This is a genomic window from Ancylobacter oerskovii, from assembly GCF_018390555.1.
Classification (GTDB): domain Bacteria; phylum Pseudomonadota; class Alphaproteobacteria; order Rhizobiales; family Xanthobacteraceae; genus Ancylobacter; species Ancylobacter oerskovii.
The window spans coordinates 114,700-139,386 of the sequence record NZ_JAHBGB010000002.1 but is presented as its reverse complement, the minus strand read 5'-3'; the positions used below and the strand labels follow the sequence as shown (position 1 = coordinate 139,386).

At 69.7% G+C, this 24,687-nt stretch carries 22 protein-coding genes; 10 read left to right on the top strand and 12 right to left on the bottom strand.

All coding sequences use genetic code 11. The features are described from left to right. Window positions 1-72: 72 nt before the first annotated feature. On the top strand, window positions 73-960 hold the full coding sequence (locus KHC19_RS00925) for a LysR family transcriptional regulator (RefSeq protein ID WP_213350150.1): 888 nt from the start codon (window positions 73-75) through the stop codon (window positions 958-960). Window positions 961-998: 38 nt separating this feature from the next. Here the strand turns inward: KHC19_RS00925 and KHC19_RS00920 are convergent, their stop codons facing one another. Continuing rightward, complete coding sequence (locus tag KHC19_RS00920) at window positions 999-1,838, bottom strand: oxidoreductase (protein WP_213350149.1); 840 nt, start codon at window positions 1,836-1,838, stop codon at window positions 999-1,001. A 261-nt stretch (window positions 1,839-2,099) separates the two neighbouring features. Next, window positions 2,100-2,429, bottom strand: a complete 330-nt coding sequence (locus tag KHC19_RS00915; protein WP_213350148.1) for an SMR family transporter — start codon at window positions 2,427-2,429, stop codon at window positions 2,100-2,102. A gap of 350 nt (window positions 2,430-2,779) precedes the next feature. Between KHC19_RS00915 and KHC19_RS00910 the strand changes: the two genes are divergently transcribed. Together KHC19_RS00910 and KHC19_RS00905 are read left to right on the top strand one after the other, a co-directional pair. Then, window positions 2,780-3,442 (top strand): DedA family protein, encoded by a 663-nt coding sequence (locus tag KHC19_RS00910; RefSeq protein WP_213350147.1) that lies wholly within the window; start codon window positions 2,780-2,782, stop codon window positions 3,440-3,442. Between the two features lie 138 nt (window positions 3,443-3,580). Continuing rightward, the gene (locus KHC19_RS00905) at window positions 3,581-4,927 is read left to right on the top strand and encodes an LLM class flavin-dependent oxidoreductase (RefSeq protein WP_213350146.1); all 1,347 of its coding nucleotides are present in this window, start codon (window positions 3,581-3,583) and stop codon (window positions 4,925-4,927) included. Window positions 4,928-5,026: 99 nt separating this feature from the next. On the opposite strand, the gene lon is transcribed toward KHC19_RS00905, so the two are convergent. From lon to KHC19_RS00880, 5 genes are all read right to left on the bottom strand, one after another. Next, window positions 5,027-7,441, bottom strand: a complete 2,415-nt coding sequence (gene lon, locus KHC19_RS00900) for an endopeptidase La (protein ID WP_213350145.1) — start codon at window positions 7,439-7,441, stop codon at window positions 5,027-5,029. Between the two features lie 12 nt (window positions 7,442-7,453). Beyond that, window positions 7,454-7,867: an Hsp20/alpha crystallin family protein gene (locus KHC19_RS00895; RefSeq protein ID WP_213350144.1), complete on the bottom strand. Its 414-nt coding sequence runs from the start codon at window positions 7,865-7,867 to the stop codon at window positions 7,454-7,456. Between the two features lie 111 nt (window positions 7,868-7,978). Continuing rightward, complete coding sequence (gene tehA, locus KHC19_RS00890; protein WP_213350982.1) at window positions 7,979-9,004, bottom strand: dicarboxylate transporter/tellurite-resistance protein TehA; 1,026 nt, start codon at window positions 9,002-9,004, stop codon at window positions 7,979-7,981. Between the two features lie 71 nt (window positions 9,005-9,075). Beyond that, on the bottom strand, window positions 9,076-11,268 hold the full coding sequence (locus KHC19_RS00885; RefSeq protein WP_213350143.1) for a xanthine dehydrogenase family protein molybdopterin-binding subunit: 2,193 nt from the start codon (window positions 11,266-11,268) through the stop codon (window positions 9,076-9,078). A gap of 7 nt (window positions 11,269-11,275) precedes the next feature. Next, a complete protein-coding gene (locus tag KHC19_RS00880; protein ID WP_213350142.1) occupies window positions 11,276-11,749 on the bottom strand; it encodes a (2Fe-2S)-binding protein in 474 nt (157 codons plus the stop codon). A 425-nt stretch (window positions 11,750-12,174) separates the two neighbouring features. Here KHC19_RS00880 and KHC19_RS00875 point away from each other — a divergent pair, with 425 nt between their 5' ends. Both KHC19_RS00875 and KHC19_RS00870 read left to right on the top strand, forming a co-directional pair. Further along, window positions 12,175-12,966 (top strand): hypothetical protein, encoded by a 792-nt coding sequence (locus tag KHC19_RS00875; RefSeq protein WP_213350141.1) that lies wholly within the window; start codon window positions 12,175-12,177, stop codon window positions 12,964-12,966. 289 nt (window positions 12,967-13,255) lie between these two features. Then, entirely contained in the window at window positions 13,256-13,666 is a 411-nt protein-coding gene (locus tag KHC19_RS00870) for a hypothetical protein (protein WP_213350140.1), read from the top strand. A 41-nt stretch (window positions 13,667-13,707) separates the two neighbouring features. On the opposite strand, the gene KHC19_RS00865 is transcribed toward KHC19_RS00870, so the two are convergent. Genes KHC19_RS00865 through KHC19_RS00845 form a run of 5 tightly spaced genes read right to left on the bottom strand, consistent with a single transcriptional unit; the run spans window position 13,708 to window position 18,876 of the window. After that, window positions 13,708-14,673 (bottom strand): hydroxyacid dehydrogenase, encoded by a 966-nt coding sequence (locus KHC19_RS00865; protein WP_213350139.1) that lies wholly within the window; start codon window positions 14,671-14,673, stop codon window positions 13,708-13,710. Between the two features lie 10 nt (window positions 14,674-14,683). Then, window positions 14,684-15,574 carry a dihydrodipicolinate synthase family protein gene (locus KHC19_RS00860; RefSeq protein ID WP_213350138.1) on the bottom strand — a complete coding sequence of 297 codons (891 nt, stop codon included), beginning with the start codon at window positions 15,572-15,574 and terminating at the stop codon, window positions 14,684-14,686. 33 nt (window positions 15,575-15,607) lie between these two features. Beyond that, window positions 15,608-16,741 carry an iron-containing alcohol dehydrogenase gene (locus tag KHC19_RS00855; protein ID WP_213350137.1) on the bottom strand — a complete coding sequence of 378 codons (1,134 nt, stop codon included), beginning with the start codon at window positions 16,739-16,741 and terminating at the stop codon, window positions 15,608-15,610. A 15-nt stretch (window positions 16,742-16,756) separates the two neighbouring features. Further along, window positions 16,757-17,779: a 4-hydroxythreonine-4-phosphate dehydrogenase PdxA gene (gene pdxA, locus KHC19_RS00850; RefSeq protein WP_213350136.1), complete on the bottom strand. Its 1,023-nt coding sequence runs from the start codon at window positions 17,777-17,779 to the stop codon at window positions 16,757-16,759. Then, window positions 17,776-18,876 carry a four-carbon acid sugar kinase family protein gene (locus KHC19_RS00845; RefSeq protein WP_343207620.1) on the bottom strand — a complete coding sequence of 367 codons (1,101 nt, stop codon included), beginning with the start codon at window positions 18,874-18,876 and terminating at the stop codon, window positions 17,776-17,778. Before KHC19_RS00845 ends, pdxA begins: the two co-directional genes overlap by 4 nt. Before the next feature lie 322 nt (window positions 18,877-19,198). Here KHC19_RS00845 and KHC19_RS00840 point away from each other — a divergent pair, with 322 nt between their 5' ends. From KHC19_RS00840 to KHC19_RS00820, 5 genes are all read left to right on the top strand, one after another. Continuing rightward, window positions 19,199-19,987, top strand: a complete 789-nt coding sequence (locus KHC19_RS00840; protein WP_213350135.1) for a FadR/GntR family transcriptional regulator — start codon at window positions 19,199-19,201, stop codon at window positions 19,985-19,987. A 239-nt stretch (window positions 19,988-20,226) separates the two neighbouring features. Continuing rightward, window positions 20,227-21,225: a Bug family tripartite tricarboxylate transporter substrate binding protein gene (locus KHC19_RS00835; protein ID WP_343207619.1), complete on the top strand. Its 999-nt coding sequence runs from the start codon at window positions 20,227-20,229 to the stop codon at window positions 21,223-21,225. 67 nt (window positions 21,226-21,292) lie between these two features. Then, window positions 21,293-21,793: a tripartite tricarboxylate transporter TctB family protein gene (locus tag KHC19_RS00830; RefSeq protein WP_213350134.1), complete on the top strand. Its 501-nt coding sequence runs from the start codon at window positions 21,293-21,295 to the stop codon at window positions 21,791-21,793. Between the two features lie 15 nt (window positions 21,794-21,808). Continuing rightward, complete coding sequence (locus tag KHC19_RS00825; protein WP_213350133.1) at window positions 21,809-23,308, top strand: tripartite tricarboxylate transporter permease; 1,500 nt, start codon at window positions 21,809-21,811, stop codon at window positions 23,306-23,308. Between the two features lie 44 nt (window positions 23,309-23,352). Further along, a complete protein-coding gene (locus KHC19_RS00820; RefSeq protein ID WP_213350132.1) occupies window positions 23,353-24,678 on the top strand; it encodes a nickel pincer cofactor-dependent isomerase, group 22 in 1,326 nt (441 codons plus the stop codon). Window positions 24,679-24,687: the final 9 nt, after the last annotated feature.

Genomic DNA, 24,687 nt, shown 5'->3' with positions numbered 1-24,687 from the left:
AACTGGCGCCGGATCGCAGGATTGTGCATCCTGGCTAATGTGTGAAGGCTCATTGGCGAGGGCGGTTCAGCAATGTCGCGCATCGATCCGGCCGATCTCGGCGTCTTCCTCGCCATCGCCCGGCATGGCAGCTTCCGCCGCGCCGCGTCCGAGCTGGGCGTGACCCCCTCGGCACTGAGCCATTCCATGCGGCTGGTCGAGGAGCGGCTCGGGGTAAGGCTGTTCAACCGCACCACCCGCAGCGTCGCCCTGACCGAGGCGGGCGGGCGCCTTCTCGCCCGCATCGGCCCGGCCTTCCGCGACATAGACGACGCCATCGACGAACTGAACAGCTTTCGGGACCGCCCGGCCGGCACGCTGCGCCTCAACATGCCGCGCCTGTGCGCGCGGCTGGTGCTGATGCCGCTGCTGGCGCGGTTCATGGCCGCCTATCCCGACATCCGGGTGGAACTGGTGATCAGCGATGCCCTCGTCGACATCGTGGGAGAAGGGTTCGATGCCGGCATCCGCTTCGGCGAGAGCATCGCCGCCGACATGATCACCGTGCCGATCGGCCCGCGCCATGCCTTCGCGGTGGTCGCCACGCCGGACTATTTCGCTCGCCACGGGGTGCCGCAGGATCCCCGCGAGCTGCGCGGCAAGCCGTGCATCCGCTTCCGCTTCCTCGGCGGCGCGCTCTATGCGTGGGAATTCGAGCGCGGCGGCGAGGAAATCTCGGTCGAGGTGGACGGCCCGCTGACCCTGAGCGAGCAGGACCTGATGCTGGAGGCGGCGCTGGACGGCCTCGGCATGGCCTATCTCTTCGAGGAGCAGGTGCGCGCCCACCTCGCGAGCGGCGCGCTCGTCCGGGTGCTGGAGGACTGGTGCCCGCATTATCCGGGCTTCTACCTCTATTATCCGAGCCGGCGGCAGATGCCGGCGCCGCTGCGCGCCTTCATCGATTTCTCGCGCGGCGGCTAGGGCGACCGGCCGGATGACCGGCCGGCCTGCCGTCGCGATCAGCCGGCCGCCTTCGCGAAATCGGTCGAGAGCGAGAGGTCGCGCCACGTCGCGAGTTCCCCCTCGACGAAGGCGTGCTTGTCCTCGATGCGCGCCACGGCGTCGCTGCCGAGCGGCAGGCGCAGCGGCTTCACCTCGGCATTGGCGAGCGCCATGAACGCCTTGGCGAGCCTGGCCGGATCGCCCGGCTGGGCATGGTTGGCGCCATCGGCGAAGCTGCGCATGGCGCCGACCGTCTCGTGATAATCGGCGATCTCCGCCCGGGTCTTCACCAGCGAGCGCTCGTCGAGGAAATCGGTGCGGAAGAAGCCGGGCTCCACCACCGTCACGTCGATGCCGAGCGGGGCGAGTTCCTGCGACAGCGCCTCCGACAGGCCCTCCACCGCGAATTTGGTGGCGCCGTAGACACCCCAGCCGTGATAGGCGCCATAGCCGCCCAGCGAGGAGATGTTGACGACGTGCCCCGCGCGCTGGCGGCGCATGTGCGGCAGCACGGCGCGGGTGACGTTGAGCAGGCCGAATACATTGGTGCGGAACACCCGCTCCACCTCCGAGGCACTGGATTCCTCCACCGCGCCGAGCAGGCCGAAGCCGGCATTGTTGACCAGCGTGTCGATGCGGCCGAAGCGCTTCACCGCCTCGCCGGCGGCGGCGAAGGCCTGCGCCTCGTCGGTGACGTCGAGGGCGACGGCCAGCAGGCGGGGATGCTCGCCGAGCGTGTCGACGACAGTGCGCGGGTCGCGGGCGGTGGCGACCACATTGTCGCCGGCCGCAAGGGCCTCGCGGGCGATGAGGGCGCCGAAACCACGGGAGGCGCCGGTGATGAACCAGGTACGCATGTCGATCTCCATCCGAATGGCCCGCAGCGCGGTGCCGTGTTGATGGAGAGACGGTAGCGGCCGAACCGTCGTGAATTAATCCGGTATTATTTCCGCAAGGAAGTGAGAAATTTTCATCAATCTGCTGCGGGCTACCCGTGGGTTCACGGACCATGGGGGAGCGAGACGTGCCCCTCGACCGACAGATCGGGCCGACTGGGCGTGACGGCTTCGGGCTGTCCGCTCCCGGCGACGCCGTGGCGGAGCGGACAGCCTGCCGCGTCAATGCACAGCGGCTTTCGAGAACATGTTGATGACAAGGACGCCCGCCACGATCAGCGTCATGCCGAGAACGGCCGGCGCATCGAGCTTCTGCCCCTGAAACGCCCATCCCACGGCGGCGATGAGCACGATGCCCGTCCCCGACCAGATCGCATAAGCGATGCCGGTGGGGATCGTCTTCAGCGTCAGGGACAGGCAATAGAAGGCGGCGATATAGGCGAGCGCGGTGACGACACTGGGGATCAGCCGGGTGAAGCCTTCCGACTGTCTCATGAAGCTGGTGCCGATCACCTCGCAAATAATCGCCACCGAAAGAAGAACGTAGTTCATGTGCGCTCCGTCATGGTCGTCGGAACGCCGCCTTGTCCAGCAAGACGTCATCCCGACTGGATCAGGTTGACGCCGTGGCTGGGAAGAACCCGGATGACGGGCGCAGGAGACACCACCCTGCTACTCTATTCTCGGCCCCGCCATTCTAGCGGAGCCGTAATCCTTCGTCACGTCGGCTTCTAGCGGTTTTGTACTCGTGGCGGTTCGCCATGAGGCCGCGGCTATCCGATTTTTGATCGCCCCACCCCTGCCGGGCGGCACGCCGCAGTGGCTATGTTGCACCCGATTGGGGGCGGAACCGGTGCGGGGTGTCAATCAATTGACGCACGGATCGGGCAAGACGGATATTCATGGAACAATTCATCGGCCAGGTCGGCGCCTTCATCGAGGCGCATCAATCCTACGCCCTGCTCCTCGCGGGCATCATCGCCTTCGGCGAATCCCTCGTCATCGTCGGGCTGTTCATCCCGGCCACCGCACTGATGATGCTGATCGGCGGGCTGATGGGCTCCGGCATCGTCGAGCCGTTGCCGATCCTCGCCGGCTCGATCCTCGGCGCCATCCTCGGCGACGCCGTCTCCTATCTGCTGGGACGCCGCGTCGGCCGCAGCCTCGTCTATAAATGGCCGCTGGCGCAGTACCGCCCGAGCGTGGCGCGGGCGCGGCTGTTCTTCCGGCGCTACGGCTTCGCCTCGGTGTTCTTCGGGCGCTTCCTCGGCCCCATCCGCTCGACCATCCCGCTGGTCGCCGGCATGATGGCGATGAAGCACCGGCCGTTCCAGATCGCCAACGTCACCTCCGCCTTCGCCTGGGCGGCGCTGATGCTGTCGCCCGGCTGGCTCGCCGGGCACACGGCCTCGCGTCTCGGCAGCTTCGGCAGCATGGAATGGGTGGTGGTGATGGCGGCGCTGACCGTGCTGTTCCTCGGCGTGACGACGGTGATCCTGCACCGGCTCACCAAGCCGGCCCCGCGCCGGCGCCGTGCCGCGCAGCCTCAGCGCGGCGAGACCTGACGGAACGTTCTTCTCCGATCGCCGGCTCATACGGAAGCTTATGTCGCGACAACTGGCCTTCCGCCGCTTGCGGCCGTGCGGTTGCCGCATAGCTATAAGGCTCGCTTCCGCCCGCAATCGGCATCGGGAATGACCGGCATGAGCACACGCAAGCAGCTTCACCTCGGCGCCTTCATGCGGCCGGTGAGCCTCCACACCGGCGCCTGGCGCTACCCCGGGGCCTGGCCGGACGCCAACTTCAACCTCGGCCACATCGTCCGGCTGGCGCAGAAGCTGGAGGAGGGCAAGTTCGACGCCTTCTTCATGGCCGACCACCTCGCGGTGCTGAACATGCCGGTGGAGGCGCTGAAGCGCAGCCAGACCGTCACCTCCTTCGAGCCCTTCACCTTGCTCTCGGCGCTGGCCATGGCGACCTCGCGGATCGGGCTGGTGGCCACCGCTTCCACCACCTTCGAGGAGCCGTTCCACATCGCCCGGCGCTTCGCCTCGCTGGACCATATCAGCGGCGGGCGCGCCGGCTGGAACATCGTCACCACCTCCAATCCCGACGCGGCGCTGAATTTCGGCCTCGACGACCATATGGAGCATGACGAGCGCTATGTGCGGGCGCGCGAGTTCTTCGACGTCGTCACCGGCCTGTGGGACAGCTTCGCCGACGACGCCTTCCCGCGCGACCCGGAGAGCGGGCTCTATGTCGATCCGGCGCGGCTGCATGTGCTCGATCACAAGGGGCCGTATTTCTCGGTGCGCGGACCGCTCAACATCGCCCGGCCGGTGCAGGGCTGGCCGGTGATCGTGCAGGCGGGCGCCTCCGAGCCGGGGCGCCAGCTGGCCGCCGAGACGGCGGAGGCGATCTTCGCCGCCGCGCCGAACCTCGCCGCCGGCCGCGCCTTCTATGCCGACGTGAAGGGCCGGCTCGACCGGCTGGGGCGGCCGCGCGACCATCTGAAGATCCTGCCCGGCGCCTTCGTGGTGGTGGGCGACAGCCTCGAGGAGGCCCGCGCCAAGCGGGCGCGGCTCGACGGGCTGGTGCATTACGACAGCGCCATCGCCTCGCTGTCCATCGCGCTCGGCCACGACGCCTCGCGCTTCGACCCCGACGGGCCGCTGCCCGACGTGCCGGAGACCAATGCCAGCCGCAGCGCCCGCGAGCGGGTGATCGAACTCGCCCGCCGCGACAACCTCACCGTGCGCCAGCTGGCGCAGCGGCTCGGCGGCTATGCCGGCCTCGCCTTCGTCGGCACGGCGGAGAGCATCGCCGACGAGATGGAGGAATGGCTGGAGACCGAAGGCTCGGACGGCTTCAACATCACCTTCCCGTTCCTGCCGGCCGGGCTCGACGATTTCGTCGACAGGGTGGTGCCGGAACTGCAGCGGCGCGGCATCTACCGGCGCGACTACGAGGGCACGACGCTGCGCGAGCATCTCGGCCTGCCGCGGCCGGAGAACCGCTTCTTCGCCGCCGCGGCCGCGGCCGCGAGCTGAACCTGCGCGGACCGGGCAGGGAGGCCGCCCCGACGAGCTTCGCCGGGGCGGCTTGCGGCCCGACCTCGCGGCCGAGCCGGATCATGGAGCCGGGGCGCGTCAGGCCGCGGCTTCGGCGGGGGAGGCCGGCACGGCGGCCGGCTCCAGCGCGTTGGCGATCGCCTCGTCCACCCGCTCCAGCCAGACGAAGTCCAGCCGGTCGCGGACGTCCTGCGGGATGTCCTCATAGTCGCGGCGGTTGCGGGCCGGCAGCATCACGCGGGTGAGGCCGGCGCGGGCGGCCGCCACCACCTTCTCCTTGATGCCGCCGACCGGCAGGACGAGGCCGCGCAGCGAGATCTCGCCGGTCATCGCGGTGTCCTTGCGCACCGTGCGGCCGGAGAGCAGCGAGACCAGCGCGGTGAACATGGCGACGCCGGCGCTCGGCCCGTCCTTCGGGGTCGCCCCCGCCGGGACGTGCACATGCACGTCGCTGGTCGTGAACACCGCCGGGTCGATGCCGAACTCGGCGGCGCGGCTCTTGACGAGGCTCATCGCCGCCTGGGCGCTCTCCTTCATCACGTCGCCGAGCTGGCCGGTGAGGATCAGCCCGCCGCGGCCGGGGATCTTCGTCGCCTCGATGAACAGGATGTCGCCGCCGACCGGCGTCCAGGCGAGGCCGGTGGCCACGCCGGGCACGCTGACGCGCAGCCCCACCTCGTCCTCGAAGATCGGCGGGCCGAGCAGCTCGGGCAGCTCCGCCGCGCCGATATGCACCTTGCCCGTCCGGCCCTCGGCGATGTCGACCGCGACATGGCGGACGGCGCGGCCGACCTCGCGCTCGAGATTGCGCACGCCGGCCTCCCGCGTATAGGCGCGGATCATGCCGGTGAGCGCGGCGTCGTCGATCTCGACCTGCTCGGGCGTCACCCCGTTCGCCTCCAATTGGCGGCGGACGAGATAGCGCTTGGCGATCTGCAGCTTCTCCTGATCGGTGTAGCCGGACAGGGTGATGATCTCCATGCGGTCGCGCAGCGGCCCGGGGATGGTGTCGAGCATGTTGGCGGTGGCGATGAACACCACGCGCGACAGGTCGAACGGCACGCCGAGATAATTGTCGCGGAAGGTGCCGTTCTGCTCGGGGTCGAGCACTTCCAGCATGGCGGCCGAGGGGTCGCCCTGGATGCCCGAGCCCATCTTGTCGATCTCGTCCAGCATCATCACGCAGTCGCGGGTGCCCGCCTTGCGGATGCCCTGGACGATGTTGCCGGGCAGCGCGCCGACATAGGTGCGCCGATGGCCGCGGATCTCCGCCTCGTCATGCACGCCGCCGAGCGAGACGCGGATGAACTTGCGCCCCATGGCGCGGGCGATCGACTGGCCGAGCGAGGTCTTGCCGACGCCCGGAGGGCCGGCGAAGCACAGGATCGGCGCCTTGCCGTTCGGCGCCAGCTTGCGCACGGCGAGATATTCGACGATGCGCCGCTTGATCTTGTCGAGGCCGAAATGGTCCTCGTCGAGGATCTTGCGCGCCTCGGCGATGTCGATGGCCTTCTCTTCCGGCAGCTTCCACGGCAGGGCGATCAGCCAGTCGAGATAGGTGCGCACCATGCCGTATTCCGGGCCGGCATCGGACATGCGGCGCAGCCGGCCCAGCTCCTTGCGGGCCATCTGGTCGACATCCTCCGGCATGCCGGCCTCGGTGATCGCCTTTTCGAGATCGGCGATCTCCTGGCTGTTGCCGTCGTCCTCGCCGAGCTGCTTCTGGATCGCCGCCATCTGCTCGCGCAGCAGCACCTCGCGCTGGCGCTCGTCCAGCGACGCCTTGGTCTGGCGGCCGATCTCCTGCGACAGTCTGAGCACCTCGATGCGCTGGGCCAGCAGCCGCACCACGCGATCGACGCGGGTGGCGACGTCGCTGGTCTCCAGAAGCTCCTGCTTCTCGTCCGCGCTGATGTCGAGATAGGCGGCGACCATGTCGGCGAGCGCGCCGGGCTCGCTCGCCCCGCGCACGGCGGCCACCAGTTCGGCCGGCGTCTGCGGCAGCAGCTCCAGCGCCTCGATGGCCTGGCCCTGCAGGTGCAGGAAGCGCGCTTCCATCTGCGGGCTGCGCTCGCTGGCCTCCTCGACGCGCTGGACATGCGCGGTGATGAACGGCTTCTCGCGCACGAAACTCTCGATGCGGAAACGCTGCTCGCCCTGAAGGACGATGTGATGCGTGCCGTCCGGCGCGGTGACGAAGCGCAGGATGTTGGCGATCACGCCGGTGCGGTGCAGGTCGTGCGGGCCGGGCTCCTCCAGCGCCGGATCGCGCTGCATGACGAGGCCGACCGGCCGGCCCTCGCGCACCGCCTGCTGGGCGGCGGCGACCGAGGCCGGGCGGGTGACGGCGAGCGGCAGCACGACGCCGGGGAACAGCACGAAGCCGCGCACCGGCAGCAGGATCAGCGGCTGGTCGCCGGCTTCGGCACCGGTGGCGCCGCCGGCATCGGCGGCATGGGCGGGGCGGGTATTCAGGAAAGCGGGGTGGGTCATGAAAGGGTCCCCTCAGGCCAGCTTGTGCAGCGCGACGACGAGGCAGCCATTGACCATGCGGGGTCGGGCAACCTCATAGCGGCCGGGCGGCAGCGAGATTTGCCGCTCGAAGCGGCCTTGCGGCAGTTCGAGGCGATGAATGGTGGCGGTGCGCAGTTCCGGCGGCAGCACCCGGTCGCCCGACAGCACCAGCGTGCCGCCGGTGATCGTGACCTGGATGCGCTCGGGATCGACGCCGGGCAGCGCCGCGAAGACGAGCAGCTCGTGCTCGGTCTCGAGAAGATCGACCGGCGGCTCCCAATGCACCGCGCGGCTGCGCTGCGGCGCCGGGGCCGGCTGGAACATCTGCCCGCGCAGACGTTCGGCTCGCGATACCATGGCGAGCGCCTCGGACCACATCCACAGCCGCGGATCTGAATTTCGCATGAAAGGCCTCCAAGCGACTCCCTTTCCGGGAACCGTCCTCGCGCATATGGGAAGGAAATCCCGGTCTGCCAACCATCCCCGGGGCGGGGCCGGATACCGGTGCCGGCTCGTTCAGGAGCGCGTCGCCGCGGGCGACGGGGCGGGGGTCGGCAGCAGCCGGCCATTGACCAGCTGCCAGAGGGAATGGGCGGCGGTGATCGCCACCACCAGCGTCGCCCCCGCCAGCAGCACCGGCGCCAGCAGGGCAACGGCGCCGGTCTCGCCGCGCTCGACCAGCCGCAGCGCGGCGGTGGCGAAGGCGGTGCAGCCGAAGGTGAAGGCCCAGTAGCCGGGGGAGAGTGGCTGCCGCAGGATCCAGGGCAGCAGGCGCAGCAGCAGCAAGCTCTGCAGCAGCCCGTAGCCGAGCAGGGCGCGGGCGAAGATGTCCGGCGGTCCCTGCGTCACGGAGAGATAGGCGAGGGCGCCCACCGTCGGCGGCGCCAGCTGGATGCCGAGCGTCGGCCGCAACGCCGGGGCGAGCGGCGAGGCGGTGTAAAGCCGGCCGAGCAGCACCGACTCGATGGCGAGCCAGGAGAACACGCCGGCGCCGAAGGCGAGCTGCCCCCAATCCGTGAAGCCCAGCGCGCCGCAGGCGATGGCGGTGACATAGGAGCCGGCGACGGTGGGAAGATAGAGCACCGGCGTGGTGTGGGCGGGATCGCGTTCGCCGCGCCACAGGAGCCCGGTGCGCCACAGCGCGAAGCCGAGAGTGAACAGCGCGCCGAGCCCCAGCAGCCCCAGCGCCGCCGGGCGGGAATAGGGGCCGGCGGCGAGGCTGACCAGCAGGGTGGCGACGCCGGCGAGGCCGATGAAGCAGCACTGCACGGGGTGCGCGGCCTCCTCCAGCGCCTTGTCGCGGGCGAAGATCCATTTGAGCGCGAACAGCACCGTGACCGCCGCCCATACCGCCGTGCCGGCGAGCATGAGCGCCTCGCCGATGGCCGCCGGCACGCCCCACAGGGCATGCGCCGCCCGCCAGCTGCCGCCGAGGCCGACCAGCCCCAGCACCATGCCGAAGAACGCCGCCGGCACCAGCGGCAGGCCGGCCGCCGCTGCGCTGCTCCTCACGCCGCTGCCGGCGCCGACCTGCAGGTCCATCGCTTTCATCCCCGCCCGTTTCCCGCAGGGTAGAGCAGGTCGGCGGCGCCCGCTCTATCGCGGACGCACGTTCACGCTCCCTTGAGCCGGTCCGGGTCGATCGGCAGCTGGCGCAGGCGCTGGCCGGTGGCGGCGAACACCGCATTGACCACCGCCGGGGCGACGCCGGCCGTCGACGGCTCGCCGAGCCCGCCCGGCGCCTCGCGGCTCTCCACGATGTGCACCTCGATCTGCGGCATCTCCTCGATGCGCAGCGCCTGGTAGCTGTCGAAGTTGCTCTGCTCGACGCGGCCGTCCTTCAGAGTGATCTCGCCATAGAGCGCGGCGGTGAGGCCATAGACGATGCCGCCCTGCACCTGCGCCTTGATGGTGTCGGGGTTGATCACCACGCCGCAATCCACGACGCAAACGATGCGCGGCACCTTGACCGCGCCGTCCTTGCCGATCTCCACCTCGGCGACCTGCGCCATATAGGTGCCGAAGCCGAACAGCAGCGACACACCGCGCCCGGCGCGGGCCGGCATCGCCGTGCCCCAGCCCGCCTTCTGCGCCGCGAGCTCCAGCACGCCGCGCGCCCGCGCGTCGCCGGCCAGCAGCCCGCTGCGGAAGGCGACCGGATCGGCCTTGGCCTCCACGGCGAGCTCGTCGACGAAGCCCTCGACCATGAAGGCGTTGTGGGTGATGCCGACGCCGCGCCACCAGCCGGTGACGAGACCTTCCGGCAGCACATGCCGGACATAGTCGACATGCAGGTTGGGGAAGGTGTAGGGGCCGGCGGCGCCGTCGACGGCGTCGAAGTCGAGGCCGTTGGTGAAGGCCTGCGGCAGCCAGCGCGCCACGATGGAGGAGCCGACCACGCGGTGGCGGAAGCTCGACACCTTGCCCTGCGCGTCGAGCCCGGCGGCGAACTCGTCATAGTAATAGGGGCGGTAGATGTCGTGCTGGATGTCCTCCTCGCGCGTCCACACCACCTTGACCGGCCCGTCCACCTGCTTGGCGATCTTCACCGCCTGGGTGACGCTGTCGACCTCGAGACGCCGGCCGAAGCCGCCGCCGAGCAGGTGATTGTGCACGCTCACCTTTTCCAGCGGCAGGCCGGTGACCTCGGCGGCGGTGGCCTGCGCCCGGCTCAGCACCTGCGAGCCGACCCACACCTCGCAGGCATCGGGCCGCACATGCACGGTGCAGTTCAGCGGCTCCATGGTGGTGTGGGCGAGGAACGGCATCTGGTAGGTCGCCTTGACGGTGCGGGCGGCGGCCCGCTCGGCGGCGGCGACGTCGCCCACCTTCTTGTCGTCGACCGCCGGCCCCGAGGCCGCCAGCGCCTGCATCTGCTGCACGATCTCGCCGGTGGAGAGCTTGGCGTTGGGGCCCTCGTCCCACTCGATGGTCAGGGCGGCGAGGCCCTTCTTCGCCGCGCCCATATGATCGGCGACCACCGCGACGGCATCGTCGAGCTTGACGATCTGCCGCACGCCCTTGACCGCGCGGGCCTTTGTATCGTCGACGCTCTTCAGCTTGCCGCCGAACACCGGGCAGGCGGCGACGGTGGCGATCTTCAGGCCGGGCAGCTTGACGTCGATGCCATAGGCGGCGGTGCCGTCGACCTTGCCGGGGGCGTCGAGGCGCTTTGCCGGGGTGCCGATCAGGGTGAACTTGTCGGCCGGCTTCAGCGCCACCTCCTTCGGCACCGCGACCGCGGCGGCCTTGGCGGCGAGCGAGCCGTAAGTGGCGGTGCGGCCGGTGGCGGGATGCAGGACGACGCCCCTGGCGGCGTCGCAGCTGGCGGGATCGACGCCCCATGTCTGCGCCGCCGCCGTCACCAGCATGGTGCGCGCGGTGGCCCCGGCCTTGCGCAGCGGCTCGTAGAAGCCACGGATCGAGGTGGAGCCGCCGGTGACCTGGAAGCCGATGGCCGGGTTGCCGTACAGCTTGTCGCTGGGCGGTGCGTGCTCGAGCCGCACCCCGGCGAGATCGACCGCCAGCTCCTCGGCGATCAGCATCGGCAGCGCGGTGTAGGTGCCCTGGCCCATCTCGACCTGCGGCATGACCAGGGTGACGGCGCCGTCGGCATCGATGCGGATGAAGGCATCCGGGGCGAAGGGGCCATCGGCCGCCAGCGCCTCGCCGGCGAGCGTCGGCAGGCTGACGGCCAGCAGCAGCCCACCGCCGGCGGTGAGGCTGGCGGTGAGGAAGGTGCGGCGGGACAGGCCGGGGGCGGCCGTCTCGGGGGTGGCGCGCCGGGGAGAGGGAATGTTCAGCATGGCCGCCTCACTTCGTTTCGCCGGCAAAGGATGTGGCGGCGTGCTTCACCGCCTCGCGGATGCGGGCATAGGTGCCGCAGCGGCAGATATTGCCGGACATGGCGTTGTCGATGTCGTCGTCGGAGGGCGACTTGTTCTCGGCGATCAGCGCCGCGGCCGACATGATCTGGCCGGACTGGCAATAGCCGCACTGAACGACCTCGAGGTCGAGCCAGGCCTGCTGGACATGGCGGCCCGCCGGCGAGGCGCCGACCGCCTCGATGGTGGTGATGGCGGAATCGCCGACGCTGTCGACGGTGGTGACGCAGGAGCGGACCGGCGCGCCGTCGAGGTGCACGGTGCAGGCGCCGCACAGCGCGGCGCCGCAGCCGAACTTGGTGCCGGTCATGCCGAGCACGTCGCGCAGCACCCAGAGGAGCGGCGTGTCGTCGTCGACGTCGACGTCGTGGCTGGTACCGTTGATCTTCAGGGTAAAGGACATGGAAGCCTCGCAACATCCGGTCGGCCCGCTTGGACATCCGGTCGCCGGGGACGGGCGGACGGCGGATCAGGCACCGACCGGTGCCCCGCGGGCGCTTCACGACCCAGCATATAGGAGGGCGGCCGGCTTCCAACTAGAAATTGGCATAACTCTAAACTGTGCCGGGCCGCCGCCGTGCGGATGGGAAAAGGACCGGCCGATATGCCCGCGGCGGGGGAGGCGCGAGCGATGGGCGCTGCCGGCGGGCGATATTCCTGCCATAACCATTGCGTGTATAATTCAATCATGCATCTTTTGGTATGCGGCGGCTCGCCGGCGTGACGGGCCTGCCGACCATCACGCCCGGCGCGGCGTCGCCTCCGGGCGGGCGGCGGCGGTGGCGCAAGGCGGCCGGCAAGGTCTTTCAAGGGGGGATGAGCGCGGACATGGCCGGCGAGAACAGCGTCCTGCTTTTCGAGGACAGGCATCTACTGGCGTATTACCAGCCGGGCACGCTGGATTTCCTGCTGATCACGTTTTCCGACCTGATCTTTCCCGTCGAGAAGCGGACCTTCTTCGCGCAGGGGCCGGCGGCGAAGATGTCGATGCCCTGCCTCGGGCTGGTGGCGAAGAAGCCGAACTGGTTCCCACCCGAGAGCGTGCGCAAGGCGCTGGAGGCGATGCGGCCCCAGCTCGACGCCTATCGGCAGCGCGTCCTCTATGGCGGCTCGATGGGCGGCTATGCGGCGGTCAAGTATTCCGCGCTGTTCGAGGCGAGCCATGTGGTCTCGCTGTGTCCGCAATGGTCCATCGATCCGGCGGAATGCGGCGGCGTCGACCCCGGATGGGGAGGCCATTTCACCCGCGCCATGGCCGGCATGGGCATCGTTCCGGCCGATGTGGCGGGGCGCGTCTACCTGTTCCTCGACACCTATGACCGCCGGGATCGCTTCCATGCCGGGAAGATCCAGGCGGCGTATCCTTCTTCGGTGATCTTCAGCGTGCCGTGGGTGGGGCACAACGTGACCGGCACATTGTCGGGAACCAGCAACCTGTTCCGCATCGTGCGGGCCTGCATGGAGGGCAATCACGCCGATCTGTACAGCATCGTCCGATCGGCCCGCATCGCGCGGCCGAAGCGGCGGAACAAGATCGTCGAGCTGGCCTCCTCCCGCCATCCCGCCTTGGTGTCGCGGCTCGTCGGGTCCGAGGAGGCGGAGATGCGCCTGCCGGCCTAGCCGAACTCGCGGGCCGATCCCGCCTCACGACGACGCTGGGGAAGCCCGGCGGAGAGGGCCGGCCTGCCGTTGCGACAGGGGGCTTTTGCGGCTGGAAACCGCGTAAAATCAGGCTTTCCAGACATGAAAAAGCCGCGCTGCGGGCGCGAATGAATCGGCCTGTCGAAGCGGCGGCGCCCGCCGCTCACAAGGATGCGAAGGAGACCGGCGCGCGGTGTTTCGGCAAAGACATTGCGGGCCGGCCGAGGTAAGTCTACACCATTCTATCTCTGATATTTCCGAGGAAAAAATGCGCGCTTTGCGTGTACCCAATCCCGATGCCTTCGGCCGCGTACGGGAATGGCGCCCTGGAGTGCATATCGGCATCGCGCCCGGTGCCGTCACCTATCTGGTGATCGGCACGCAGGTTGCCGTGACGATCGAGGAGGTGGAGGCGATCGCGGACGCACGGGGAGGCGGGTTGCCGCCCTTCGGGCGCGGCGACTTTCCGGGCCGATGGCTGGACGGGCTGCCCCTCGCCGAGGGGCTGCGCCCGGCCTCGCCCGAGGATGCGGAGATCGTCTCGCTGCTGGTCGCGGAGGATTTCCTGAGCGCGAAGCTGCCCGCCATCCTCCGGGAACTGGCGGCGGGGATCGCCGCCCATGGCCGCGAAACGCCGGCCGGCACGCTCCCGCAGGGCGGAAGCGCGGCCGTCGCCTAGCCGGACGCGGGGGCCGGGGCTGGCCCGGCCCGCCGGCCTGCTCAACCGCGCACGAAGAAGCGCGGCTCGACCGTCTCGCCCTTCAGCAGCGCGATGACGTTGCCGCAGGCGATCAGCGAGATCTCGCGGCGGGCCTCCTCGGTCACGCCGCCGATATGCGGCGACAGCACCACATTGTCGAGCTGCCACAGCGGGTTGTCCGGTGCCGGCGGCTCGGGGGAGAAGGTGTCGAGCCCTGCCCCGGCGATGATGCCGGCCTTCAGCGCCACGACCAGCGCCGGCTCGTCGACGACCTCGCCGCGCGCGGTGTTGATCAGCAGCGCGCTCGGCTTCATCAGCCCGAGCGTGCGGGCGTTGATCAGTCCGCGCGTCTGCTCGGTAAGCGGGCAGTGCAGGCTGATCACGTCCGAGGCCGCCAACAGCGCGTCGAGAGCGCCGGCGCGGGCGCAGTCGGGGCCGAAGGCATCGTCCGGCGCATAGGGATCGTAGGCCTCGACGCGCATGCCGATCGCGCTCGCCATGCGGGCGAGGTTGCGGCCGATCAGGCCCATGCCGACGAGGCCGAGCGTGCGCCCGCGCAGCTCATGGCCCTGATAGGCCTTGCTCGCCCAGCCGCCGCCGCGCACGAAGGCGTCCTGCCGGCGCATGTCCTTGATCAGCGCGAACATCAGCGCCAGCGCGTGCTCGGCCACCGAATGCGCGTTGGCGCCCACCGCCGCCAGCACGGGAATGCCCGCCGCCTTCGCCGCCGCGACGTCGATGTCGTTGGTGCCGGCGCCGTGCTTGTGCACCACCTTGAGCCTGGGCGAGGCGGCGAGGATGTCCGCATCGACGCGCTCGACGAGGCGCACGATGATCGCGTCCGCCTGATGCGCGGCGAGGAGATCGATCGCCTCCGGCTTGGACGGGTAGGGCTTGGTGGCGAGCGAGGTGATCCCCGCCGCCTTCAGCATCTCCTCGCCTTCGGGGGCGACCGGCCCGCCGAGGCTGACGACGGTGAAGCTCATCGCCCGCTCCTCACGCCGTCGCTTCGGCATTGGCGGCCGAGATCGCCGCCACCTGGGCATCGACCTCGGCGCTGATCAGCACCGGCGCGCGGCTGGCGCCGACCTCCGGCATGGCGTGGCGCAGCGCGCGCTTGACCAGGGCCGGCGGGAAGCCGAAGGCATAGAGATCCTTGCGCAGCGCGCTGAAGCGGGTCTGCGCCGCCTCGGCCGCGGCGAGGTCGCCGGCCTCGAAGGCGGTGCTGATCGCGTTGAGCGTGACCGGCGAGACATTGCCGAGCCCGGAAATATTGCCGGCCGCGCCGTTCTTCAGCCCGTGCAGGATGAGCGAGTCCGGGCCGACCAGCACGTCGAAGTCGTCGCGCGCGCGGGCGATCTCCAGGAAGCCGTCGAGGCTCTCCTGCGAGCCGGCGCTGTCCTTGATGCCGATGATGTTCGGATGGTCGGCGAGGATGCGGGCGGTCTCGGGCGCGATGGTGTTCCCGGTGCGGGCGGGGATGTTGTAGAGATAGACCGGCACCGAGAGCGCATCCGCCACCTTGCGGTAGTGGTCGATGAGCTCGTCCTGCGAGCAGGCGATGAAGGACGGGGTGATCGCCGAGACCGCCTTCACGCCCAGCTTCTGGACTTCCCTGCCGAGCGCGATGGTCTGGTGGGTCGAGATCTCGCCGATATGGGCGAGCACCGGCTGGCGCCCCGCCGCGGCCTCGACGCAGATCCGCGCCACCTCGACCTTCTCCGCGAAGGAGAGCGCATAGAACTCGCCATTGGTGCCGGCGCAGAAGATGCCGTTGCCGGCGCCGATCTGGCGTTCCACCTGGCGGCGCAGCGCGCCGGCGTCGAGCGCCTCGTTCTTGTCGAAGGGGGTGACGATGGCGACGAAAGTACCTTTGATGCGGGTCATTTCTGCGGGCCTTGGCGAGTGGAAGGGGTGGGCTCAGTAGGCGGCGCGGTAGATCGCGAGGATGTCCTCGCGGCTCATGTCGCGCGGGTTGTTGTCGAGCAGGCGGCGGATGGCGTGGGCCTCGGCGGCCATTGCCGGCAGGTCGTCCTGCGGCACCTTATAGGCGGAAAGCGTCATCTCGCAGCCGAGCGTGCGGCACCAGCCATGGGTGCTGGCGAGCACTGCCTGCGGGTCGCTCGACGCCGGCAGGCCGAGCGCCTCCAGCACCAGCGCGGTCTTCTCCGGCACGGCCGGGGCGTTGAAGGCCAGCACATGCGGGAAGACCAGCGCATTGGCGGCGCCATGGGCGATGTGGTGGCGGGTGCCGAGCGGATAGGCCACCGCATGGCCGGCGGTGGTGTTCACCGGGCCGAGGCAGAAGCCGCCATAGAGCGAGGCGAGCGCCATGCCGGCGCGGGCCTCGCGGTCGGAACCATCGGCGATGGCGCGGGCGAGGTAGCGCCCGGCGAGCCGCGCGCCTTCCAGCGCGTAGAGGTCGATGGCCGGGTGCGCCTTGCGGCTGGTGAAGGCCTCGACGCAATGGGCGAGCGCATCGACCCCGGTCGCGGCGGTGACGGCCGGCGGCACGGTGAGGGTGAGATCGGGATCGATCACCGCGAGGTCGGCGAGCATGTGCAGGCTCTGCACGGCGAGCTTGTTCTGCGTCGCCGGATCGGTGACCAGCGCGCGGGTGCCGGCCTCGCTTCCCGTACCGGCGGTGGTCGGCACCTGGACGAGGGCGGCGCGCTTGGCCGCCACCTTCTCCGGGCCCACCACATCGTGCAGGCTCTGGCCGGAGCCGGGCAGCACGGCGGCGAGCTTGGCGAGGTCCATGGCGCTGCCGCCGCCGAAGCCGATCACCGCCTGCGCGCGCGCCTGCTCCGCCAGCGCGAGGAGCGCCTCCAGGTTCGGCAGGTCCGGCTCGGGCTTCACCGCGCCGAACACCGTCACCTCGCCGGTGAGGCCGAGCAGATCGACCCGGCCGGCATTGAAGGCGTCGGCGACCACGAGGATGCGCGTCAGCCCCTTCTCGTCCAGCCAGCGCTGCACGGAAGGCAGCGTGCCGGAGCCGAAGGCGATGCGCGCGGGGCGCACCAGGTCGATCGGGGTGGAAAGCCCGAGGGTCATGAGTTGCGTGCTCCTTCAGGCGTCGCGGGTGGCGGCGAGCTTCTCGGCATAGTCGATCGCCTCGATCAGGCTCAGCTCGTTGGCGATGCCCTTGCCGGCGATGTCGAAGGCGGTGCCGTGATCGACCGAGGTGCGGATGATCGGCAGGCCGAGGGTGATGTTGACGCCGGACAACGCGTCCCAGGTGCCGGTTTCCGGGTTCACGTCGAAGCCGAGCAGCTTCACCGGGATGTGGCCCTGGTCGTGATACATGGCGACCACCGCGTCGTACTGGCCGGCGCGCAGCTTGACGAACACGGTGTCGCCCGGCACCGGGCCGACCACGTCGTAGCCGTCGGCGACCGCCCGGGCGATGGTCGGCTCGCTGACATCGATGTCCTCGCGGCCGAACAGCCCGCCCTCGCCGGCATGCGGATTGAGCGCGGCCACCGCGATGCGGCGGCGGTCGAGGCCGAGGCGGCCGAGCGCCTGATCGGTGAGCTCGATCACATAGCGCAGCCGCTCGGGGGTGAGGCGCTTCGGCACGTCCTTGAGCGCGACATGGGTGGTGACGTGGCTGACGCGCATATTGCCGTGCGCCAGCATCATCACCGAGCCGCGCGCGCCGGTGAGCTCGGCCAGCATCTCGGTGTGGCCGGCATAGTGATAGCCGGCCTTGTTCAGCGTTTCCTTGTTCAGGGGGCCGGTGACGATGCCCTGGATGCGGCCTGCCTGGGCGAGGCGCACGGCGCGCTCCACCGCGAGATAGGCGAAGCGCCCGCCATCGACCGACAGCACGCCCGGCCGGATCGGCTCGCCCTCGGGGCCGGCCTGCAGGCAGGCCAGCGCCGGCCATGCGTCGTCCGGCCCGACCTCGGGGAGGGCGATGTCGGTGCCGAGCGCCGCCCGCGCGGCCATGAGCGCCGGATTGCTGCCGATGATCAGCAGGCGGAGGCTGCCGCCGGCGAGCCGGTGCTTCAGCCTGGCGCAGGCCTTGACGATGATCTCCGGGCCGATGCCGGCCGGATCGCCCATGGTGATCGCCAGATGCGGCGTCATGCGTGGTCTCCCTCGAATGGAACGATCAGCCGCCGGAGCAGCTGCGGGTCGCCGAAGGCGCCCGATTTGGACACGACATGCACGCCGTCGAAGCGGCCGCCGCGCAGGATCGAGCACGGAATTCCGGTCTCGATCTGCCCGTAGAGTTCGAGGCGTTCGGCGCCGAGCGCGCCGCACAGGCCGCGCAGCGTCTCGCCGCCGGCGACGACGAGGGTGCCCGGCGGATCGAGCGCCTGCACGAGCCGGTCGAATGCGTGGGCGATGCGCGCCGCCGCCGCCGCGCGGGACGGCGCATCCGGCATGTCGATGAAAGCCAAGGCCGCCCCTTTACGGGCGAGCCTGTCGGCAACGGCCCGCGCGGCGTCGTCGCCGCCGTCGGGCAGGGCGAGGACCGCCGTCCCGCAGGCGGCGATCTGCTCGCGCGTCACCGGGTGATCGGTGCCGAACAGGCCGAGGATCGGGCGTGGCAGGGCGGCGGGCGATAGGCGCTCCTCCGCCTGCGTGCCGGCGAGGGCGAGCGCGAGCCCGCCGCTGCCGCACCACAGGGTGGTGCCGCCGAGCGGCCGGCCGGCCGCGACGAGGCGGGCGAGATCCGCGTCGCTCTCGGCGTCCCACAGGCTGACCCCGTCCGGCACCGCGTCGCCGGGGCGGCACAGGCGCACTTCCAGCCCTTCCTTGCGGAGGTCGCCGGCGAGATCGGTGGCGACCGGCTGCTCCCCGGCGCCGCGGCGGACGAACTGGAGGCCGCCGCGGGTGATGCGGCCGTGATGGGGAAAGGCCGGGGCGACGATGCAGCGGTCGAACGCCATCGCCTCCATCCAGCCGGCGATGTCGGCCGCCGCCTGCCCGCGCAGCAGGCTGTCGAGCTTGGCATAGAAGAGGGAAGCGCCGTCGCGAGGGAGGAGGCCGGCCAGCGCCGCCACCTTGCGGCGGCTGGCGGCCGCCCCGGCCTCGCGGGTGCCGCTGTCGAACGCGACGCCGCCCGACGGCAGGCCGGCGGGCGGAATATCCCAGTATACGGGCACGCGGATGGAGGGGCGGACGAAGGCGATCGCGGCATCGAGCGCGCCGGTCAGGTCGTCGGCGATCAGGCGCACCGGCGGGTGCGCCGATTCCGCGCGTTCCGCTGCCGCAACCTGGCGCGCCTGCCCGCAAGGAGCCCGAGCCCGTTCCAAAGCCGCCATCCTCCCGTTGCGACGAGGCTCGCCGCTTATTTGCGGAATGGCATAGGGGGCGATACTTAAAATGTCAACATGTTGTAATGTTGAAATCTCATGCAAGAGCGCGTACGACATGGAGCCATCTTGGACTTGTAAAATGAGATCGATCGCGCAAATTGTTGCGAACCGCCCCGTCGAAGCGGCTTTGCGGGATCGGCCGCGACGCGCGCGGCCGGGAACCGACTTCTGGACACAGGCAATGGCTGAGCACGACGCCCTGGGCGAGACGACCGGAGAGGCTTCCACCGCGATCACCCCCGAGGGCGCGGAGCCCGGTGCCGACCGGGCGCACCGCACGCCGCTGGTGCAGCGCGCCTACCAGATGCTGCACGCCAGAATTAGCAATGGCGAGTATCAGCCCGACGAGAAGCTGCCCGGCGAGCACGAGCTTGCCGCGGCCTTCCTCGTCTCGCGCCCGATCATCCGCGAGGCGCTCAAGCGCTTGCGCGACGAAGGGTTGATCTATTCCCGCCAAGGCGCCGGCAGCTTCGTGAAGGTGCGGGTGGAAGAGGCGCGTGCCATCGGCTTCTCGCCGGTGGAGACCATCGCCGACATCCAGCGCTGCTACGAGTTTCGGCTGACCATCGAGCCCGACCATGCCTATTACGCCGCGCTACGCTGGAACGGGGCGGCGCTGGAGGCCATCGCCGCTGCGCTCGACCTGATGCGCGACGCCACCCAGGTGCATCGCCACCGCGAGGATGCCGACTACGCCTTCCATTGCGCCATCGCCGCGGCGACGAACAACCATTATTACATCTCCTCGATGCAGGCGCTGAAGGATCACATCGCCGTCGGCATGAAATTCCATGGCGTCTCGCTAATGGGGCCGAATGCCGGACTTGTCGGCGTGTTCAAGGAGCACCAGGGCATTTATGACGCCATTCGCGAGCGCGATGCCGGTGCGGCGCGCGACAGGATGCGCCAGCATCTCGAAGGCTCGCGCGGCCGGATATTCGAGGGGCGTACCCTCGATCTATCCCTTTGAGATGAAATAATTTCCAGCCTGCGTGACACGACTGTGGCCGGCCTGGCCGCCGGCGCTTCCGGCTGCCCGCGCCATCGATGGCCCCCACCGGCTTCGTTTGTCGTGCTGATCATTACATCTTGACAAATAGTGGACAGGTCGGCAGCTTGCCCCCGCACGCCGACATGTTGCCGGCAGGGCCGTCCGCCCGCGCATCCAAGCGCCCGCCGACAAGGGTGCAGACGACAACGGAGGAAACTGTGAAGCTGACATCACTCGCTGCCGCATGCCTGTCGTTCGCCCTCGCCGGCGCGCCGCTCGCCGGGCCGCTGGCGAATGCCGCCCTGGCCGAGACGGCCTATCCCGACAAGGCCGTCACCATCGTCGTGCCGTTCTCCGCCGGCGGCACGGCCGACATCATCGCCCGCATGGCCGCCGAGCACTTCCAGAAGAAGTTCGGCCAGCCCTTCGTCGTCGAGAACATCGGCGGCGGCGGCGGCGTCTCGGGCGTGGAGAAGGTGACGCGGGCGGCGCCGGACGGCTACACGCTGGTGCTGGCCTCGACCTCCAATCTCGCGGTCCATCCCACGCTCTATGGCGCCAAGTTCCCCTACCAGACGCTGCGCGACCTGAAGCCGATCGGCCAGGTGAGCGTGGTGCCGAACGTGCTCGTCATCAACCCCGACAAGATCGCGGCGCGCTCGGTGCCCGAGCTCATCGCCTATCTCAAGGCCAATCCCGACAAGGTGAGCTTCGGTTCCGCCGGCACCGGCACCACGCAGAACCTCGCCGGCGAGCTGCTGATGCAGCGGACCGGCACCCAGATGGTGCACATCCCCTACAAGGGCTCCAGCGCCATGCTGCCGGACCTGCTGGCCGGCAATGTCGAGCTCGCCTTCGACAATGTCCCGCTGCTGCTGCCGCATGTGAAGTCCGGCAAGCTGGTGGCGCTGGCGGTGGCGACCCCGGAGCGGCAGGATTTCGACAAGAACCTGCCCACCGTCGCCGAGACCATTCCCGGCTTCGAGGCGACCGCCTGGCACGGCTTCCTCGCGCCCGCCGGCACGCCGGACGCGGTGACCGACAAGCTCTCGGCCGAACTCCAGACCTTCATGAAGCAGCCGGAGACGGTGAAGAAGATGCAGGAGCTCGGCATGACGCCGGTGTCCTCCACCCCCGAGCAGTTCGCCGACCTCATCAAGACGATGACCGCCCAGTGGAAGGAGGTCATCGAGAAGGGGAACATCAAGCCCCAGTGAGGCCGCTGCGCCGGGGAACGGCCGAGCCCTTCCCCGTCCTTTCCCTTCCGCCCAACGGATCGCTGCGATGAACGGCAAATCTCCGCACGGCAAGTTTCCGCACGGCAAGTCTCCGCTTCAGGCCCTGTGCAGCCAGGATGCCCTTTCCGGCCTGATGTTCATGGCCTTCGCCGGCGGCTTCGCCTTTCTGGCGAGAGACCTGTCGCTCGGCACCGCCGTGCGCATGGGGGCCGCCTATTTTCCGCTGCTGCTGTCGGGCCTGCTCGGCCTCATCGGGCTCGTCATCTTCGTCCGCGCGCTGATCGGCGAGGGCGGGCGGGTCGCGCCCTTCGCGTGGCGCGCGCTGGTGCTGGTGGTGGCGGCGGTGCTCGTCTTCGGCTTCGGCCTCTCCGGCCTCGGCCTGGCGCCCAGCGTCGCCATCGCCGCCTTCCTCGCGACGCTGGCGAGCGGGCAGGTGGGCTGGCGCGGCGCGCTCGCCTTGTCGGCGCTGCTGGTCGTCTTCACCTGGGCCGTCTTCATTCTCGGGCTTGGCCTCGCCATCCCGACGATCGGAACCTGGCTGTCCTGACCTAAGGATCACCGCGTGGATCTCCTCGGCAATCTGGCGCTGGGCTTTGCCACCAGCCTGAGCCTCCACAACCTGCTCTATTGCTTCATGGGCGCGCTGTTCGGCACGCTGATCGGCGTGCTGCCGGGCCTCGGGCCGGTGGCGACCATCGCCATGCTGCTGCCGATCACCTTCGGGCTGGAGCCGGTCTCGGCGCTGATCATGCTCGCCGGCATCTATTACGGCGCGCAATATGGCGGCTCGACCACGGCGATCCTGATCAACCTGCCGGGCGAAAGCACCTCGGTGGTCACCGCCATCGACGGCTACCAGATGGCGCGGCAGGGTCGGGCCGGCACCGCGCTGGCCACCGCCGCGCTCGGTTCCTTCTTCGCCGGCACGGTGGCGACGGTGTTCATCGCGCTGTTCGCCCCGCCGCTCGCCGAGCTGGCGCTGGAATTCGGGCCGCCGGAATATTTCGCGCTGATGGTGCTCGGCCTCATCGCCTCGATCACGCTGGCCTCCGGCTCGCTGCTCAAGGCGCTGGCGATGATCCTGCTGGGCCTGCTGCTGGGGCTCGTGGGCCGCGACATCTACACCACCGAGGCGCGCTTCACCTTCGACCTGCAGAATCTCAGCGACGGCCTGCAGTTCGTCGCCCTCGCCATGGGCATTTACGGCATCGGCGAGATCGTGCGGAACCTGGAGGCGCCGGAGACGCGCTCGGTCGCCGTCACCAAGGTGGGCGGCCTCATGCTGAGCTGGGCGGACATCCGTCGCATCGCCGCGCCGGTGCTGCGCGGCACCGGGCTCGGCGCCGTGCTCGGCATCCTGCCGGGGGGAGGGGCGCTGCTGTCCTCCTTCGCGTCCTACGCGCTCGAGAAGAAGCTCTCGCGGCATCCGCAGGAATTCGGCAAGGGCGCCATCGAAGGGGTCGCGGGGCCGGAAAGCGCCAACAACGCCGGCGCGCAGTCCTCCTTCATCCCGATGCTCACCCTCGGCATCCCGTCCAACCCGGTGATGGCGCTGATGGTCGGCGCGCTCATCATCCACGGCATCACCCCCGGCCCGGCCTTCGTCGCCGAGAAGCCGGAGCTGTTCTGGGGGCTGATCGCCTCCATGTGGGTGGGCAACCTGATGCTGGTGGTGCTCAACCTGCCGCTGATCGGCATCTGGGTGCGGCTGCTCACCGTGCCGTACAACTACCTGTTCCCGGCGATCATCGTGTTCTCGGCGATCGGCGTCTACAGCGTGAACAATTCGACCGCCGACGTGCTGGTGATGGCCGGCATGGGCGTGTTCGGCTACATCCTCTACAAGCTGGACTGCGAGCCGGCGCCGCTATTGCTGGGCTTCATCCTTGGCCCGATGCTGGAGGAGAACCTGCGCCGCTCCATGCTGCTGTTCCGCGGCGATGCCGGGCAGTTCTTCACCCGCCCGCTCACCGCCACCCTGCTCGGCATCGCCCTGGTGAGCCTGGTCGTGGTGCTGCTGCCGACCATCTCGCGCAAGCGCGAGGTGGTGTTCAAGGAATAGGGCGGCGCCTGCCGGCCAATGACGAGAATGCGGGAGGGGATGCGATGCGGCCGGGTTATGTGAAGCTCGTCGAGAATGTGAAGCTGCCGCGCATGGCGCTGGTGCGCCAGCATTTCGCGGCGCAGGACGTCGAGGATCCCGCCCGCGCCGTGCATGACGTGCTCGCCGGCGCCGCCTTTGCGCGCGACACGATCCGCCCGGGCATGTCGGTGGCGCTCACCGTCGGCTCGCGCGGCCTCGCCAGCCTGCCGGAACTGGTGCGCGCCATCGTGACCGAGCTGCGCGCGCTCGGCGCCGAGCCCTTCATCGTGCCCTCCATGGGCAGCCATGGCGGCGCCACCGCCGAGGGGCAGGTGAAGGTGCTGGCGCAGCTCGGCGTGACCGAGGCCAGCGCCGGCTGCCCGATCCGCTCCAGCATGGAGACGGTGGAGGTCGGCGTGCTCGACAACGGCATGTCGGTGCGCATCGACCGGCTCGCCTATGAGGCTGATGGCATCGTGCTGTTCAACCGCATCAAGCCGCACAGTGCCTTTCGCTGGGAGAACGAGAGCGGGCTCGCCAAGATGCTGGCCATCGGTCTCGGCAAGCAATCCGGCGCCGACAATTGCCACGCCTGGGGCTTCAACTATGTCGGGCGCTTCGTGGTGGAGATGGCGCGGGTGAAGCTCGCCACCTGCAAGGTGCTGTTCGGCATCGGCACGGTGGAGAACGCCTATGACCGCCTCTCCAAGGTGGTGGTGCTGCCCACCGAGGGCATGATCGAGAAGGAGCGGGTCTTCCTCGCCGAGGCGATGCGCAACATGCCGCGCCTGCCGCTCGGCCCGCTCGACCAGCCGCTGGCCTCCGGGCCGCTCGACGTGCTGCTGGTCGATTATGTCGGCAAGGAATTCTCCGGCAGCGGCATGGACCCCAACATCACCGGCCGGCCCTCCACCACCGCGATCAAGGGCGGGCCGTCGGTGTCGCGCATCGTGGTGCTGGACGTCACCGACAAGAGCCAGGGCAACGCCAACGGCGTGGCGCGGGCCGACGTCATCACCGAGCGGCTGTTCGACCGCTTCGACCGTGAATCGGTCTACACCAACTCGCTGACCTCCGGCGTCCTGATCGCCGCCTCGCTGCCCATGGCGATGCCGGATGAGAAGACGGCGATCCAGGCGGCGGTGAAGACCTGCGAATCCCATACGCCGGATGCGATCACCCTGATCCGCATTCCCAACACGCTGCACCTCGAATATCTCTACGCCTCCGAGGCGCTGCTGCCGCAACTCGCCGGACGTCCGGGGGTGGAGATCCTGAGCGAGCCGGTGCCGATGCAGTTCGATGCCGGCGGCAAGCTCCTCGATCCGTGGCCGCCGTCCGGCCACTGAGGGAGCAGG